The sequence below is a fragment of the Nocardia concava NBRC 100430 genome (assembly GCF_000308815.1).
Taxonomy (GTDB): Bacteria; Actinomycetota; Actinomycetes; order Mycobacteriales; family Mycobacteriaceae; genus Nocardia; species Nocardia concava.
The window spans coordinates 134,204-150,315 of record NZ_BAFX01000074.1 but is presented as its reverse complement, the minus strand read 5'-3'; the positions used below and the strand labels follow the sequence as shown (position 1 = coordinate 150,315).

General features: G+C 67.0%; 13 protein-coding genes. 3 read left to right on the top strand and 10 right to left on the bottom strand.

Annotated elements, in window-relative coordinates; genetic code table 11:
* Positions 1-155: 155 nt before the first annotated feature.
* Positions 156-1,931 carry an AMP-dependent synthetase/ligase gene (locus tag ON43_RS15095; RefSeq protein WP_040807941.1) on the top strand — a complete coding sequence of 592 codons (1,776 nt, stop codon included), beginning with the start codon at positions 156-158 and terminating at the stop codon, positions 1,929-1,931.
* Positions 1,932-1,977: 46 nt separating this feature from the next.
* On the opposite strand, the gene ON43_RS15090 is transcribed toward ON43_RS15095, so the two are convergent.
* The 10 genes from ON43_RS15090 to ON43_RS15045 all read right to left on the bottom strand — a co-directional run bounded on the left by ON43_RS15090 (position 1,978) and on the right by ON43_RS15045 (position 12,890).
* Positions 1,978-2,781 carry an SDR family oxidoreductase gene (locus tag ON43_RS15090; protein ID WP_040807939.1) on the bottom strand — a complete coding sequence of 268 codons (804 nt, stop codon included), beginning with the start codon at positions 2,779-2,781 and terminating at the stop codon, positions 1,978-1,980.
* A gap of 1 nt (position 2,782) precedes the next feature.
* Positions 2,783-4,336 carry a succinic semialdehyde dehydrogenase gene (locus ON43_RS15085; protein ID WP_040807937.1) on the bottom strand — a complete coding sequence of 518 codons (1,554 nt, stop codon included), beginning with the start codon at positions 4,334-4,336 and terminating at the stop codon, positions 2,783-2,785.
* Between the two features lie 19 nt (positions 4,337-4,355).
* Complete coding sequence (locus tag ON43_RS42505) at positions 4,356-4,811, bottom strand: hypothetical protein (protein ID WP_051178468.1); 456 nt, start codon at positions 4,809-4,811, stop codon at positions 4,356-4,358.
* Entirely contained in the window at positions 4,808-5,368 is a 561-nt protein-coding gene (locus ON43_RS15075; protein WP_040807935.1) for a UbiX family flavin prenyltransferase, read from the bottom strand. Before ON43_RS15075 ends, ON43_RS42505 begins: the two co-directional genes overlap by 4 nt.
* Positions 5,369-5,379: 11 nt before the next feature.
* Positions 5,380-7,017 carry a DUF4334 domain-containing protein gene (locus ON43_RS15070; protein WP_083913428.1) on the bottom strand — a complete coding sequence of 546 codons (1,638 nt, stop codon included), beginning with the start codon at positions 7,015-7,017 and terminating at the stop codon, positions 5,380-5,382.
* Positions 7,014-8,405: an SDR family NAD(P)-dependent oxidoreductase gene (locus ON43_RS43705; RefSeq protein WP_083913427.1), complete on the bottom strand. Its 1,392-nt coding sequence runs from the start codon at positions 8,403-8,405 to the stop codon at positions 7,014-7,016. The genes ON43_RS15070 and ON43_RS43705 overlap by 4 nt, the downstream gene beginning before the upstream one ends.
* Before the next feature lie 46 nt (positions 8,406-8,451).
* A complete protein-coding gene (locus tag ON43_RS15060; protein WP_040807933.1) occupies positions 8,452-10,017 on the bottom strand; it encodes an aldehyde dehydrogenase family protein in 1,566 nt (521 codons plus the stop codon).
* A gap of 106 nt (positions 10,018-10,123) precedes the next feature.
* Positions 10,124-11,530, bottom strand: a complete 1,407-nt coding sequence (locus ON43_RS15055) for a cytochrome P450 (protein ID WP_245568609.1) — start codon at positions 11,528-11,530, stop codon at positions 10,124-10,126.
* Between the two features lie 155 nt (positions 11,531-11,685).
* Complete coding sequence (locus tag ON43_RS15050; protein ID WP_157514041.1) at positions 11,686-12,336, bottom strand: TetR/AcrR family transcriptional regulator; 651 nt, start codon at positions 12,334-12,336, stop codon at positions 11,686-11,688.
* A gap of 80 nt (positions 12,337-12,416) precedes the next feature.
* Positions 12,417-12,890 carry an SCP2 sterol-binding domain-containing protein gene (locus ON43_RS15045; RefSeq protein WP_040807932.1) on the bottom strand — a complete coding sequence of 158 codons (474 nt, stop codon included), beginning with the start codon at positions 12,888-12,890 and terminating at the stop codon, positions 12,417-12,419.
* Positions 12,891-12,970: 80 nt separating this feature from the next.
* On the opposite strand from ON43_RS15045, the gene ON43_RS15040 reads away from it, so the two are divergent.
* Positions 12,971-14,473, top strand: coding sequence for a UbiD family decarboxylase (locus ON43_RS15040; protein ID WP_040807930.1), 1,503 nt, complete (start codon positions 12,971-12,973; stop codon positions 14,471-14,473).
* A gap of 30 nt (positions 14,474-14,503) precedes the next feature.
* A complete protein-coding gene (locus tag ON43_RS15035) occupies positions 14,504-15,445 on the top strand; it encodes an esterase/lipase family protein (RefSeq protein ID WP_051178466.1) in 942 nt (313 codons plus the stop codon).
* Positions 15,446-16,112: the final 667 nt, after the last annotated feature.

Sequence of the window (16,112 nt, the reverse complement as noted above, 5' to 3'; positions counted from 1 at the left end):
GATCGCCCCCGCCAGCCAATTGACCATTACCGCCGTCACGCCGGTCTCCGCGGCGATCTCGGTTGCATCAGATGCTTGATATCGAACAGTTTGTTCGACATATAATTCGGATCGTAGGGCGGGCAGAAGTCCGCCGTCGATCGAAGGAGTAAGCGATGCCGCAGACCTATGCGTCCCGCGCCGCCACCATGTGTGAGGCCTTTCAGGCCACTGTTCAGCGAGATCCCGGCAAGATCGCGGTGCGGTCGGTGGGCGGCGGGGTGGCGCTGAGCTTCCGTGAGTGGGATGAGCGGGTGCGTCGGCTGGCGGCGGGTTTCGCGGCGCTCGGGGTGCGGCGGGGTGACAGGGTCGCGCTGATGATGGCCAACCGGCCGGAGTTCTATCCCGTCGACGTCGCTCTCCAACATCTCGGGGCGGCACCGTTTTCGGTGTACAACACCTCGTCGCCGGAGCAGATCCGGTATGTGCTCGGCGATTCCGGGGCACGGGTCGTCGTTTGCGACGAGGCATACCTACCCGCCATCACCGCCGCGCGGGAGGCCACAGCGGTGGCGCACGTGGTCCGCACTGCGGGCGAAGCAGGCGAACTGCCGACGTTGGAGCAGGTCGAGGCGGCTCCCGAATCGGACTTCGACTTCGAGAATGCTTGGCGTGCGGTCGAACCCGATGACGTTCTCACCCTGATCTATACCTCCGGAACCACCGGTGATCCCAAGGGTGTGCAGCTCACGCACGCCAATATGCTGGCGATGGTCGAGGGCACCGAGCGCCTGGTGCAGGCGGGCCCGCAGGATCGCGTGCTGTCGTTCCTGCCATCGGCGCATGTGGCGGACCGCTGGTCGGCGCTCTACACCTTGATGGTCCTGGGCAATCAGGTCACCGCGGTCGCCGATCGCAAGGATTTCGTCCCCGCGCTGGTTGAAGTCCGCCCGACCTTTCTCGGCGCGGTGCCGCAGGTCTGGCAGAAGCTGAAGGCGGCCATCGATGAGAAGCTGGGCGAGGCGACCGGTGTGCGGGGCGGGCTGGCGCGCTGGGCCGTCGCGGTTGGGCGGGAAGCCTCCGACACGCGATTGTCGGACCGCCCATTGCCCTGGGACCTGCAGTTGCGGTGGCGGATCGCGGACGCGCTCGTCCTGTCGAAACTGCGTGTCGCTCTGGGCTTGGACCAGATCAACCTGGCCGTGTCCGGCGCCGCTCCCATTTCCGCGGATGTGCTGCGGTTCTTCAATGGTGTGGGAGTGCCGGTGTCGGATGCGTGGGGTATGTCCGAACTCTCGGGTATGGCGACCATGTGTCCGCCGGGACGGGTGCGGCTGGGCACCGTCGGTGTGATCGTGCCCGGATCGGAGCTGCGGGTGGCCGAGGACGGGGAGGTGCTGGTGCGCGGCCCGATCGTCATGAAGGGCTACTTGAACAAGCCCGAGCAGACCTCGGAAGCCATCGATGCCGACGGGTGGGTGCACACCGGCGATATCGGCGAGCTCGACGCCGACGGCTATCTGCGCATCGTCGACCGCAAGAAGGAGCTGATCATCAGCGCGGGTGGCAAGAACATGTCGCCGTCCAATATCGAGAACCGGGTGAAGGCGCACGCCCCGTTGATCGGACAGGCCGTCGCCATCGGCGACAACCGCAAGTACAACGTCGCGCTCATCAGCCTGGACTCCGACAGCGCGGCCCTGTTCGCCGAAAAGCACGGCCTTGCAAACGATCCCAGCGTGCTGGCCAAGGATTCCCGGGTCCGGGCCATGGTGGAACGCGCTGTCGAACTGGCCAACGCCGAACTGTCACGGGTGGAGCAGATCAAGAAGTTCACCATCGTCGCCGACTTCTGGGAGCCGGGCAGCGACGTGCTGACACCCACGATGAAATTGCGGCGCAAGCAGATCAACGACCGCTACGCCGAGGCCATCGAAGACCTCTACTCCTGATCGACCGTGCCGCCCGCGACTTCGAGATCGTGGGCGGCACGGTCGATCACCCGGTGATTCGCTCGTCGTAGGCCGCACGCCGGCCGTGGTCTGCGGTCAGGAACACCCGGTCGGCACCGAAGCAGCGGGCGGCGAGGTCACCGGCCCACACCGGCAGGATTGCCTGCAGGCCCACCAGCCCGCGGAGGAAGCCCGGGACGAAGGCCACCGCGCGGCGTCGTGCGATGACACGTGCGACCGTATCGGCGACATCCTCGGGCCGCACCGTCGGCACGCCACGCAATCCGGTTGTGCCCGCGATCAATTCGGTATCGGTGAACGATGGCAGGACGGTCGAGACGGCGATCCCGTGTGGTGCGAATTCCTGCCGGATGGCGTCGGTCATGCCGACCACGGCGAATTTGGTGGCCGAATAGACCACGCCGCCGGGGATGCCGCGGGAGCCCGCCGTGGACGCGACATTGACGATGTGGCCGCGACGGCGCGAGCGCATGCCGGGCAGCACCGCACGCATGCCGTTGAGCGGGCCGTGCAGGTTGACGTTCACCGCACGCCGTGCCAATTCCGCATCGTGCGAGAGGAATTCGCCGATCGGCATGATTCCGGCATTGTTGACCAGGATATCGATGGGGCCGAGCGTCCGTTCGACCTCCCGCACGAACGATTCGAAGCTCGCCGCGTCGGAGACGTCGAGGGGCAGCCCGATCGCACCGGGAATTGCGGCAGCCGCCGATTCGGCTGCGCCGGTGTCGATATCGCCGATCGCCACCCGCATGCCCGTGTGCGCCAGGCGACGCGCGATCGCGAGTCCGATGCTACGTCCTCCGCCGGTGATTGCCACGACCGTCATCTCAGAACCCCGGTATCCGCTGGACGAACTGGACCATGGGCGCGAGCGCACGTCGCCAGATGTGCTCGGGTACGCCGAAGCGAGCGTCCGCGACAATGGTGCGCGAGGTCGAGATGGTTTGCGGTTCAGTGTATTTCAGCAATCCATCGGGGCCGTGGCGACGACCGAGGCCGGAGGATCCCATGCCTCCCATGGGTGCGCCGATAGTGGCGTAGGCGGGACCGTATCCCTCCCCCACATTGACGGTGCCGCAACGGATCCGGGCCGCAATGGCCTCACCTTCCGCAGCCGAGGCCGCCCACACGCTGGCATTGAGCCCGAATTCGCTGTCGTTGGCGCGCGCCACGGCCTCGGCCACGTCGCGCACCGGGTAGACCGAGACCACCGGTCCGAACGTTTCGTTCCGGGCACAGTCCATGTCGTCGGTGACGCCGGTCAGCACGGTCGGCTCGTAGAAAAGCGGGCCGATATCGGGGCGAGGGTTGCCGCCTGCGATCACGGTGGCCCCCTTGGCTTTCGCGTCGTCGACGTGCCGGGAAACGGTCTTCAGCTGCTCCTCGGACATGAGCGAACCCATATCGACGGTGAAGTCGTAAGCGGTGCCGAGGACCATGCCCCGGGCATAGCGGCCGAACAGCTCGAGGAACCGCGCCGCGATGGACTGTTCCACGTAGATGCGTTCGATGGCCATGCACAGCTGCCCGGCGTTGGAGAAGCACGCCCGCAGTGCGGCTTTGGCGACAATGTCGAGATCGGCCCCGGCGGTGACGATCATTGGGTTCTTGCCGCCGAGCTCGGCCGAGCAGCCGATCAGCCGGCGTGCGCACTGCTCGGCCAGCAGCCGACCGGTCGCCGAGGAGCCGGTGAACATGAGGTAGTCGCACTGCTCGATCAAGGCCGATCCGACCACCGCCCCGGGACCGGGCACCACGGCGAGCAGCTCGCGTGGAATTCCCGCGCGGTACAGCAATTCCACGGCCGCCAGGGTGCTGTACGGCGTCTGACTGTCGGGTTTGACGATCACTCCGTTCCCGGCGAGCAGTGCGGGCAGGGCATCGGAGACCGACAGCGCGATCGGATAGTTCCAGGGCGCGATGATGCCGACCACACCCTTGGGCTGGTACCGGACGACGGTCTTGATCACCCCGGGCAGCGGGGCCGAAACGCGCTCGGGCGCGAGCAGATCCGGTCCGCGTTGAGCGTAATATCGCGCGTTGAGCGCCAGATCGAGCAGCTCCTCCTGCGCCGAGGCGCGGGACTTACCGCATTCGGCCTGCAGCATGTCCAGCACGACATCGCCGTGCTCGAACACCAGGGTGCGAAACCGTTCCAGGATCGCGGCCCGCTGCCGGATCGGACGCTGCGCCCATTCCTGCTGGGCGCGACGAGCTTTCGCGACCGCGGCGGTCACGTCCTCGGCGGTGCCGACCGGAATGGTCGCCAGCTCGCGGCCGGTGAACACCTCCGGTATGCGGCGTTCCGACCGGTTGTGCGGGTCGCCGATGGCCACCAGGGTCCGGAGTCGGTCGAATGTCGTCGTCGACGGGAGGGGCATCGTCGCACCTTCTGTTCGCTCAGTGGATCGTGTGGTTTCCGGCCAGTTCGGCGAGCAGCGCCGCCGAGTCCTGCCAGCGCTCCGACTCGGTCAGGCGGGCATCGACCTGGAATCGGGGCGGGGTGAGATCGACTGCGGCGCTGTCGAATTTCACCTCCGCGAGGGTGAATTCGAAGCCGTGCAGCCCGTCGCGCTCGAGCTGACCCGGGCCCGCTGTCAGCTTGCAGTACGCGGCGGCCGTGGCCCCGATGACGATCAGGGTGGCCAGTCCGGTTCGCTTCAGGTTGCCGACCGTCGTTGGGCTCGCGAGCACGGCGTACACGTGGTCGGCGTCGGTGGACAGCTCCGCGCGGCCCAGCAGGCACACGTGTGGGAAACCGGTCGTGTCCACGGTCAGCAAGGGGAACATGGGATCCCACGCGCCGACCTCGGGACGACCGGCCAGCGCCGTACGAACTTCCGCGGGGACCGTCATGACCAGCGCTCGAACAGGGAGTGCTCGATGTCGAACTGGTCGAGCACCTTGCCCACCGTCTGATTCAGCAGGTCGTCGATGGTGCGCGGCTTGTGATAGAACGCCGGGACCGGTGGCAGGACCGTCGCTCCGGCCAGGGTGACGGTCTCCATGTTCCGAATGTGGATGAGGTTCAACGGTGTCTCCCGGGTCACCAGCACCAGCCTGCGCCGCTCCTTCAGGCATACGTCGGCGGCTCGGCCGACCAGGTCGGTGCTGGTGCCGGAGGCGATGGCGCCCAGGGTCTTCATCGAGCACGGAACGACGACCATGCCGCAGGTGCGGAAGGAGCCCGACGAGATCGACGCGCCCAGGTTCGCCGCATCGTGCACGACATCGGCCAGGGCCTCGAATTCGCCTGCGGACATACCCATTTCGAGCTTGATGCTGAGCTCGGCGCCACGGGTCAGCACCAGGTGCGTCTCCACGTCGGTGCGCCCGTGCAGCGCCTTCAACATGGCATAGCCCAATTGCGGTGCGCTGGAGCCGCTCACTCCGATGATCAGCCTGCGGGTCATGGTCGTCTCCCTCATGCCTCGCCGAAGGTCAGCACCGCTTTGACCGCGGTGCCGTCCCGAGTGGCGGCGACGGCGTCATTGATCTTCTCGAAGGGGAAGGTCGTGACCATCCGGTCCACCGGGAACCGGCCCGCGCGGTACAGATCCACCAGCAGGGGAACGAAAGCCGAAGGCACCGAATCACCTTCGACCACACCCCGCACCGTCTGGCCCTTGCCGACGAGCTTGGTCTGATCCAGCTCGATCGGATTGGCCTTGCCCCGCACGCCGACGGTCGCGCAGACGCCAGGGCTGTCCAGCGCGCCCACCGCCGCGCGCACCACGTCCGGGCTGCCGACACAGTCCACGGCGAAATCGACACCGGATCCCGTGGCCGCGCGAATGCCGTCCTTGGCTTCCGCCGGGGCGAACGCGGCGCTCGCCCCCAGCTCCAGCGCCAAGGCTCGCCGCTCCGGGCGCGGGTCGACCGCGATGATCTGCTCGCAGTCGGCGACCCGGGCGGCCAGGATCGCCGCCATGCCGACCGATCCCGCGCCGAACACCGCCAGCGTCGAACCGGGTTCGGGGCGCAGGGAATTCAGCACGGTTCCCGCACCGGTCTGCACCCCGCAGCCCAGCGGAGCCAGTATCTCGAACGGGATGTCCGCGGGCACCCGCACCACGGTGTGTGCGGCGGCGAGGGCGTACCCGGCGAACGACGACTGGCCGCAGAACCGGCCGCGCACGTCGCGGTCGTCCTGTCGCATGCCGGTGCTGCCGTCGGGGCGCACACCGAGCAGGTTCAGGGTGCCGGCCTCGGCGCAGTAGGCCATTTTGCCGCGCAGGCAGTTTCGGCATCGTCCGCACCAGGCATAGCTGAGAACCACTCGATCGCCCACGGCCAGATCGGTGACCTCATCGCCGATGGCGGTCACTGTTCCCGCGCCCTCGTGGCCGAGCACGAGGGGCGACTGCCCGGCCACGAACATCCCGGCCAGCGTGAGGTCGCTGTGACACAGACCCGTGGCGGCTATCCGCACCAGCACTTCATCGGCGCGGGGCGCTTCCAGCTCGACCTGTTCGATCGAGAACGGCCCGCTCCGCGCCCGGATCAACGCCGCGTCGATGAACAGCGGCGGCACCTGAGCCTTGAACACGGAGGCCGAGCCGGAAATCTCGGCGCTGGTATCAGATTCCGCATTCTCGGAGGTCTCGATCTCCGCCGTGGCACGGCGGGTGAGATAGAAGTAGCCGGGTTTGGTGCGGCCCTTGCTGTCCATCGCGCCCATGACGGTGTCGTCGTCGATCCTGCGGAAGTGATCGAACATGGGCAGCTCGTCGTAGACCATGGTGGCGGTCACCGAGCCTTGATAGACCATCTCCCGCAGGCGCGCACCACCGAAGGACGGGTTGGCCGCGCGCCCGCCGGCCGCATCGAAACAGACGATCGGGGAGACCGTGTCGCGGTCGGTGAACGACTTACCGGCCCAGCGCATGGCGTCGAGTTGCTTCTCGATCGGATGTCCGAGCGCGAAATGCCCGCCGTCCCACTCCCCCAGCATGAATTCGATGCCGATGCTCTCGGCCGCCGCGAACAGCTCGTCGAGTTCCTCGGCGGTCGCGCGGTGCCCGGGAACGATCACCGTGGCGAATCTGTCTGCGAGTGTCATTGCGCCACCGCGCTTTCCGCGGCGATCCGGTCGCGGTAGCTCTTGCGGGCCGTCTCGTCGGTGCGGAAGTTGGCCGAGCTGACGCCGGTGACGCGGTAGAGAGTGTTGCGCAGGCCTTCGGGCAGCATTCGGGTCGACTGGACGAACGCGCCGGTCGCGCGGGGCACGGTGACCAGGCCGCCCCGACGGCCGACCACCTGCGCGACGACCGCGGCGGCGACCTCCTCCGGATCGACCAGCAGGAAGCGTTCCTGCATGCGCGGCACCGGAATTCCCGCCGAGAGCTCGGTCCGCACCAGCGACGGCGCGATCGTGCTGACCCGCACGCCGGTTCCGGTGAACTCCTGATTCAGCGCGTCGCCGAGGGACACGACGGCTGCCTTGGTGGCGCAGTAGACCGCCACGCCGGGAGCCGGGGACAGACCGGCCATGGAGGCGACATTCACGATATGGCCGCTGCGTCGGCGGGCGAAGCGCCCACCGGCGAGCTTGGCGCCGGTGATGACCGCCTTCACATTCACCTCGATCTGGCGGTCGGTAAGCAGATCCGATTCCTCGAGAAATGCTCCCGTGGGCATGATCCCGGCATTGTTGACCAGGACATCCAATCCGCCCAGAGCGTCCTCGGCCGCGTCGAGGAAGTGCGCGAACGCCGCGGTGTCGGTGACGTCCACGGCGAAACCGAGGACGTGCCCGCCGGTGCGTGTGGCGATCTCCGCAGCGGTGGCCTCGGCGGCCGCGCCGTCCAGGTCACCGATGGCCACCCGAGCGCCCGCCGCTACGAAGGCCTCCGCGGTGCAGCGCCCGATGCCACGCGCCGCGCCCGTGATGACAACGTGCTTGTCCGCCAGGGCGTCGGCCGGTATCCGCGCGCTCTCGGCACGCTTGCGGCGCACCGCCTTGGCCAGCGGTGCAAGCGAATTGACCAGACCGAAGGTCACCTGTTCGGCGATCGAACCCTGCGGCGGCATGACGGCGAGCTGGCGTGCCACCTCGAGGCCGTTGGACAGCGAGGTGTTCGAGACGATCTGGCCGTCGCGAATGGTGAGTACGTCGGTGCCGAGCATGCTCAGCGCACGGCCGTTGGGGGCGAGCCCCATCAGGGTGCCGGACCCGTCGAAGGTGCCGAAGATGCGCCACAGCACCACGCACCGGTCATCCTGCGCGGTGACCGATAGGACCTCGTGGCGCATGTCCGGTACGGCCGCGACCACGCCCTCGAAGAAGGAGACGACCCCCTCCGGGGCCCGGAGCTTGCCGACGCCGACGATGTCGTCGATCTCGCCCGCCTTCCACAGCGCGGCGGCCTTCTCGAACTCACGATTGCCGAGCAGTTCGACGTAGAGGCGGCCGATCCGAGCCGATTCCGCCGTGTGATCCGCGGTCATGCCTTGTTCTCCAGTCCTGTTGTGCGGGTTGTTGTTTCCACGCTCGTCACCGTCCGTCGACGGCCAGATCGCGGCGCAGGCCGAGTCGTCGCAGGCCGCGTGCGTTGAGGAGGCGCAGGCCCCACTCCACGACGCCCTGCTTCAGCGGCGAGTACGGGAACCACCACGCCTCGGTGTCGAGGGTCGGCACGCGCGGGCTGGCGATCGCCTGGGTGCGGGTGTATTTCGTGACCGCGGTCGACCCGGCCCGCGAGCCGATGCCGGATTTCTTCCAGCCGCCCATCGGCACATCCAGGCAGGTGGTGGTGGATCCGTAGTCGTTGACGTTCACCGAACCGGCCTCGATCCGCCGCGCCACCTGCTCACCGCGCTTCACATCGCCGCTGAAAACCGTTGCCGAGAGCCCGAATTCGGAGTCGTTGGCGAGCCGGATGGCTTCCTCCGCGTCGGCGACCTTCATGATCGGCAGCACCGGCCCGAAGGTCTCCTCCACCATCACCTTCATGGAGTGGTCCACATCGACCAGGACGGTCGGCTCGAACCAGTTGCCCGCGCGCTCGACCCGGCTGCCGCCGGTCAGGACGCGCGCACCCTTCGAGATCGCCTCGCGCACATGGTCTTCGACAATGCCGATCTGGGCCGCGGAGGTCATCGCGCCGAGTTCGACGCCGATGTGCGGGCCGTCGGTGCCCCGGCGCAGCGCGCGCACATTGGCCACCACCCGTGCCACGAATTCGTCGTAGATCGGAGCCTCGACGTAGATGCGCTCGGTGGACACGCACACCTGGCCGTTGTTGGCGAGGCCGCTGAACACCGCGCAGTTGGCCGCCCGGGCGATATTCGAATCCCGCAGCACCACAAAGGGATCCTTGCCGCCGAGTTCGAGGCTCACCGGTGTCACCGTCTTGGCCGCCCGCTCGGCGACCAGCATCCCGGTCCGCACCGAGCCGGTGAAATGCACGAAGTCCACGGCATCGACCAGTGCCGCGCCGACCTCGCCCAGTCCGATCGCGACGTCGAGCACGGGTGGGGCGCCGATGTCCTCGCGCCAGGCGCGCACCACCTCCGCACACGCCAGCGGTGTGATCTCCGAGGGCTTGAGCAGCACCACCGCGCCCGCGAACAGCGCGGGAATGCCGTCGCCGGCGCAGAGCACGGTCGGGAAGTTCCACGGACCGATCACCCCGACCACCGGGAAGGGCCGCCGCACCACGGTGAACCGGCGGGTCGCCAGCAGTGGCAGATGCGGGCGAACGTGCCGATCCGCCAGCCACTTCGGGCTGCCCGCGGCCATGGTGTTCACGATGTCGCCCATCCAGCCCAGCTCGATCATGGCGTCGGCACGCGGCTTTCCCGCCTCCGCCTGCATGAGCCCGAGCATGCGTTCCTGGTTGTCGAGCAACCAATCTCGCAGGTTCTCCAAGTGTCTGGCGCGCCCGGCGACACCGAGCGCCTCCCAGGCGGGCTGCGCGACGCGCAAGGCCTCCACCTTCTCGTGCACCTGTGCGGCGGTCGTCATCGGTAGTTCCGCGAGCACGGTGCCGTCCGCGGGGCGGTGCACCTGGAGAACCGGGGCGGTGACCGGCTTTCGGGGAGTTGTTCTGGTCGACATCACTGGCCTCGGGTCGGGCGCGGACGCGCACTTTGATGAACTAGTTGTCGAACATAGTGTTCGATACTTGCGGGCGTTGTCAACGTCCGAAGCGAGTTCGGTTCCACTACCGCAGCGGGCGCAGGTCGACCGGCATGCCGTCCTTGGCGATCGGCAATGTCCAACGGTCCCAGGGAATCTCGTAACCCGGTTCGACCGACCACTCGAAGCGCTGCAGCATCTGATGCAGGGTCGCCTTGATCTCCATACCCGCGAAGTACATGCCGATGCACTTGTGCGCGCCCGAACCGAACGGCACCCAGGCGTTCTTGTGCGCCTTGTCCTCGCGGCGGTCCTCGGCGAAACGCTCCGGATCGAATCGCGCCGGGTCGGGCCAGATTTCGGGGAGCTGATGGCTCATCTGCGGGTTGACGAGCACATAGGTGCCCTGCGGGACGAAGTGGCCGAGGATTTCGGTGTCCTTCACCGTGTAGCGCAGCATGTGCGGGATCGGTGCGACCAGGCGCAGCGCTTCCTTCATCACCATGTCCAGTGCGGGCAGCCGATCGAGATCGGTGAACTCCAGGGCCGGTTTGCCCAGCGCCAGGGATTCCTCGCGGCAACGTTGTTGCCACTGCGGATGTTTGGCCAGCTGGTAGAGCATGGTGGTCATGGTGATGGTCGCGGTGTCGTGCGCGGCCAGCATCAGGAAGATCATGTGGTTGACCACGTCCACATCGGTGAACTCCTCGCCGTTCCCGGTCCGCGCGTGGCACAGCACGGTGAACAGGTCGTTGCCCGTGGATGCGCGCTTGTCCGCGAGACGCTCGTAGAAGTGGCGCTCGAGTACCTTGCGGCCGTCGAGCCCGCGAGCCCACCTGGTGCCCGGCAGCCGGTAGCGTGCGCCCGGCATCCGGAAGCGGATCGGGGCCGAGCCCGCGTACACGCAGTCGGTGAAGGCGGCGTTCAGCTCGTCGGACTCCGGCCCCGGTTCCTCACCCATGAACACCCGGGTCGCCACGTCCAGGGTCAGCTGTTTGAGCTGACGGCTGGCCGGGAATCGCTGCCCCGGTTGCCATTTCGCCAGTGCGGCGGTGATGGCCGGGTTCATCTCGTCCAGGTAGCTGATCAGCCGCGGCCGGCCGAACGCCTCCTGCATGACCCGCTTGTGGAAAAGGTGCTCGTCGAAATCGAGCAGCAGCAGACCGCGGGTGAAGAACGGGCCGATCATCTTGCCCCACCCCGGACCTGCCGCGAAGGCGCGATCCTTGTTGCGCGCCACCACATCCCAGGCGTCCGGGCCGAGCGCGGCCACCCCGGTGAGCCCGATCAGCCCGAACCACGACACGGGTCCGTACCGGTGGTATTGCCGCACGCACCAGGCGCCGGGATCCGGGAAGTATCGAAACGTATCGGCCACGACGGGCAGTCCGGCGTCACCCGGGATCGACTTCAGGCCGCTCCCCGGCCGGGGCGGCGCCGGTTGCTGTGGACGGAGGGCTGGTAGCTCGAAATCCTCGGGCAACTTGAGCAGCGACTTCACCGCCGCCTCCTTCGAAATACGGCGCCGACACACCAGTGTGTCGAACAGTCTGTTCGATATTGCATTCGGAAGGCCACAGGTGTCAAGACGCGGGCCGCCGCGACGAAGGTCGCAGCGGCCCGTATTTCGTGTGTGCGAGCGGCGATTCAGCCCAGCCCGGCGGCACCTTCGGCCGGGATCCGCCCGTAGCGCGCGAGCCAGCCCATTCGGGCCAGCGCATTCGCCAGCCGTGCGTCATCGCGCGGCGAGCCGTAGGCGATGTGCTCCATGATCGCGCCGTCGATCAGGTGGATCACCATCGAAGCCGTGTAGTCGACATCCACCTCCGCGGCGATCAACCCCTGCCGCTGCTCCTCGAGCATCCGGCGGGCCGACATCGCGGTGTAGTCCTCGATCCGCTGCCGTCGCAGCGCACCCACCGCGTCGTCATAGGTCGAGACCTCGGTCAGGGCGCGCAAGACGTGTGCGTGCCTGCGATAGACCTTGATCATCCCGCGAATCGTCTTCGCCGCCGGCTCCGGTCCGATCGCATGCTCGAGCGACCACCACACCTCGGCCGCCGCCTGGATATCGGCGAGAGCCTGCTCCGCCAGCTGTGCGAGCAGAACCGACTTGTCGGCGAAATGGACGTAGAACGTGGACCGCGAGACATCCGCCTCGGCCAGCAAGCGCTCCACCGGAATCTCGGTGAACCGCTCCCCGCCCCGCAACAACGCGTCCGTCGCCTCGAGCACGCGACGAGCCGTCGCGGTGCGCCGATCACGGTGGCTACTCTTGTTGCGGGTTACCGATGCCATGAACGAATCCTATCGCTCGAGCAGCCCACTGGTCGAACGATATGTCGAACATCCTGTGCGCATTCGCGACGACGGGGTGTTCAGATCAGTTTCCGGTTGGCCATCCGAAACAGATTGGGAACGGCCAGGAAGAGGAACGGATCGCCCCCCATGCTAATCCGCCCGTCGGCCATGCCCTCGGCGACGAACCGGCCAGGGTCGACCGCGCCGCTGCCCATCCGCACCATGTCGGCCAGTCCGATGGTCACTCGAGCGTCGGGACGGCGAAAGCTGCTGCGGCGGGACACCGTACAGCCGCCGTCGCGAATCGCGATCTCGAACGGGTCGACGCCCGTTCCATCGGGTCGGCGAATATTCAGTTCGAGCGTGCCCGACAGCGGATCGCCTCCGAGCGCCCGCGTGCCCGACTCGTCGAACAACAATCGCATGAGCGTGGGCAGCGTTGCCAGCACGACCCGGCGCACCGGACCGCGGTCGAGTATCGCCAGTTGAGCCGGGCTACGACCGGCGATGAAGTGCGCGTTCGCCCGCGCGAGACGGTCTTTGACCAGCACCGGACAACCTCTTTCGGAGTCTTCCAATATCGAACAGAGTGTACGATACTGTGTGCAATCAAGGGTGAACAGGAGTTGGCATGAAACGCTTTTCGAGTCTGCGCGACTACATCGAGGCGCTCCGCGAGATAGGCGAGCTGGTCGAGGTCGAGCGCGAGGTCGACTGGAACCTCGAAATGGGCGCCATCTCCCGCCGGATCTACGAAACCGGCTCCCCCGCAGCACTGTTCACCTCGATCACGGACACCGCGCCCGGCTTCCGTGCCCTCACCGCACCGGTCGGCACCAGCCGGATTCCCGGACAGCACCTCTCCCGCCTGGCCCTCACTCTCGGCCTGGATCCGCACGCCGATGCGCGCGAGATCATCGAAACGCTCGTCGCCGCGCGCGATCGCGCCCCGATCCCCCCGGTGCGCGTCGAGGCCGCGCCCTGCAAACAGCACATCTTGCTCGGTGATGAGGTCGACCTGACGACGCTGCCCTCGCCATATCTGCATGCGGGAGACGGCGGCCGTTACCTCAACACCCTGGGCATCATCATCGTCCGCAGCCCTGACGGCCGCTGGACGAACTGGTCCGTCGCCCGTATCCAGGTGCTCGACGAGCGTCGGGCCACCGGGACCGTCATGCCGTTCCAGCACCTCGGCCAGATCTTCGCGGAATGGCGAAAACTGGGGCAGGACATGCCTTTCGCGCTCGCGCTCGGCGTCGAACCCCTGGCGTTGTTCGCGGGGGGCTCACCGCTGCCGCGTGACATCGACGAGGTCAACTACATCGGTGGCTATTTCGGCGAACCCGTCGAAGTGATCACGTGCGAGACCAACGATCTGGAGGTTCCCGCGACCGCCGAGATCGTCATCGAGGGCCGGCTCTCCATCTCCGAACTCGCGTTGGAAGGCCCCTACGGCGACTTCGGCGGCTACATGTTCCCGGACACCCCCGCCCCCGAGCCGGTTTATCACGTCGACGCGATCACCCACCGGGACAACCCGATCTTCCCGTTCTCCTCCTCCGGCGAACCCGCCGACGAAACCCACACCATCATCGGCCCTGGCATGGCCGCCGAAATGGTGGTCACCCTGCGGACCGCGGGCCTGCCCGTCGCCACCGCCTGGACACCCTTCGAATCCGCCTGCGGATGGCTCGTCGTCACCGTCACCGACGACTGGCGCGACGTCGAATCCGACGGCCGAATCCTGTCCCGCCGCATCGCCGAAACCGCGCTCGGCATGCGTGGGCACGGCACCCCGCTCAATACCGTCATCGTGCTGGAGGACGACGTGAACCCGGCCGATCTCGGCGAGGTCGTGTGGGCGCTGCAGGGTCGCTACGACACCAGGCCCGAAAACCGGATTCTCGTCGAGGGCGTCCTCAATTGGCCGACCACGCCCTACATTTTCCCGGCCATCGGGAACTACCCGCAGGGCTGGATGAACCCCCGCATCGTCTACAACTGCCTTCCGCCCGTGGGCGTGACTCGCCCCGAGCGCACCGGCTTCGCCCACAACGTCCCCGCCGCCGTCCGCGACCGCGTGCTCGCGAACTGGCTCGGCGACGGCTTCCCCGACACCACCCCACGCTGACCGAATCGATTCACCCACAGGAGCCCAACGTTGCGCGCCCTTGTTCTTGCCGCACTGTCCTCGGTCGTGCTGACCAGCCTCCACGCACCGACCGCCGGCGCGGAAGCGACCGACCCGCCACTGACCACCCCGCAATCCTCCCTGGATGCAGCCGTCGACTGCGGTCCGGACATCGCACGGAAGAAGACTGTCCTACTCGTGCCCGGAACCGCGATCGACGCCGCCGAAACCTGGTCGTGGGGTTGGCGATCAGGGTTGGAGGCCGCCGGGTTCGCGGTGTGCACCGTCGAACTCGACCGAGCAGTGACGAGCGTGTACGAGAGCGCCGAAGTCGTCGTCAATGCCATCCGGGTCGCGAATGTGCGCTCCGGACAGCCGATCTCGGTCGTCGCCTACAGCCAAGGCGCACCACTGGCCTTGTGGGCGCTGAAGTTCTGGCCCAGTGCTGCCGCGGCCGTCGACAAATACGTTTCTCTGGCAGGCGTTTACAACGGCACCGCAGACGCCGACCTGCTGTGCGCTGCCTCCCTGTGCCCAGCACTCGCCTGGCAGATGCGGCCCGGCTCGCAATTCCTGCGCCGTCTGACCCGCGACAAACTGCCCGACACCATCGACTACACCAGCATCTACAGCATGTTCGACGAAGTAGTCCTCCCCCAGCCCACCGCCAGCACCCTCACCGGCGCCCGCAACATCGCCCTCCAAAACCTCTGCGCCACCCGCATCGCCGACCACGGCCTCATCGTCGGCGACTCCATCTCCTGGGCCCTGACCCTCGACGCCCTCACCCACGACGGCACCGCCGACCCCACCCGCATCGACTCCACAGTCTGCTCAACCCAATTCATGCCGTACGCGGATGCACCCGCAATGCTCACCGGCGAAGCCCACGGCGTCACTCTCGGCGGCATCCAAGCACTGCAACAACCATTCGTCGCCAGCGAACCGGCGCTGCCTACTTACACGGACTGACTACCAACCTGCGTGTCGCGTAGCAACGGTGCGACGTCAGTGGGTCACGGGCGATTCGTCTCGACGCCATCCCACTCAACTACAATCCGCGCCTGCAACGACTCGAGCACATCCACACTGTCATCAGGAACCTCGACACCGAAGCCACGACGATCCCGCTGAAGGTCATCCTCGAGACGATGAAGAAGGAACCGGCGGGTGGACAGCTGCGCTCGACAGGGGCACATCGATAAGGAATTCGTTGCGGGGTCGCATGCACCGGCATGCCGGTCCACCAGCGGCATCGTCACAGTCGACAAGACTGGCGTCCCGGAACAGCCGAATCCATTCAAACTGACACCAAAATGGCACTCTGCGACCCGGTTCAGAGGTTCATGACCCGCTGACCAGCAGAAACCGTCAGTCCTTCTTCATCCACCCACCGACGACGAAGGACTCGACCGTAGAGGCCACCTCTCGAACCGGCTCAAAGTGGCACCCAAAGTGGCACTTCAGAGGCACAAAACGCCCACCGAGCGGCCGAAATGCCTGGTCCTAGACCATCACTTTTTCATCATCTCGTAGAACCCCCAAGATCGGCCACTGACCAGGCGATCTTGGGGGGGTCTCCTATTCTGACCTGCGATTTCACGATCCCGAGACGTCCCATCGTGTCCTGCCGAAACCT

Coding starts and splice junctions, on each gene's coding strand:
- ON43_RS15070 (WP_083913428.1), bottom strand. CDS start 7,017: ATGACACTCGCAGACAGATTCGCCACGGTGATCGTTCCCGGGCACCGC.
- ON43_RS15090 (WP_040807939.1), bottom strand. CDS start 2,781: ATGACGGTCGTGGCAATCACCGGCGGAGGACGTAGCATCGGACTCGCG.
- ON43_RS15075 (WP_040807935.1), bottom strand. CDS start 5,368: ATGACCCGCAGGCTGATCATCGGAGTGAGCGGCTCCAGCGCACCGCAA.
- ON43_RS15040 (WP_040807930.1), top strand. CDS start 12,971: ATGAAACGCTTTTCGAGTCTGCGCGACTACATCGAGGCGCTCCGCGAG.
- ON43_RS15085 (WP_040807937.1), bottom strand. CDS start 4,336: ATGCCCCTCCCGTCGACGACGACATTCGACCGACTCCGGACCCTGGTG.
- ON43_RS42505 (WP_051178468.1), bottom strand. CDS start 4,811: ATGACGGTCCCCGCGGAAGTTCGTACGGCGCTGGCCGGTCGTCCCGAG.
- ON43_RS15050 (WP_157514041.1), bottom strand. CDS start 12,336: ATGGCATCGGTAACCCGCAACAAGAGTAGCCACCGTGATCGGCGCACC.
- ON43_RS43705 (WP_083913427.1), bottom strand. CDS start 8,405: ATGACCGCGGATCACACGGCGGAATCGGCTCGGATCGGCCGCCTCTAC.
- ON43_RS15060 (WP_040807933.1), bottom strand. CDS start 10,017: ATGTCGACCAGAACAACTCCCCGAAAGCCGGTCACCGCCCCGGTTCTC.
- ON43_RS15095 (WP_040807941.1), top strand. CDS start 156: ATGCCGCAGACCTATGCGTCCCGCGCCGCCACCATGTGTGAGGCCTTT.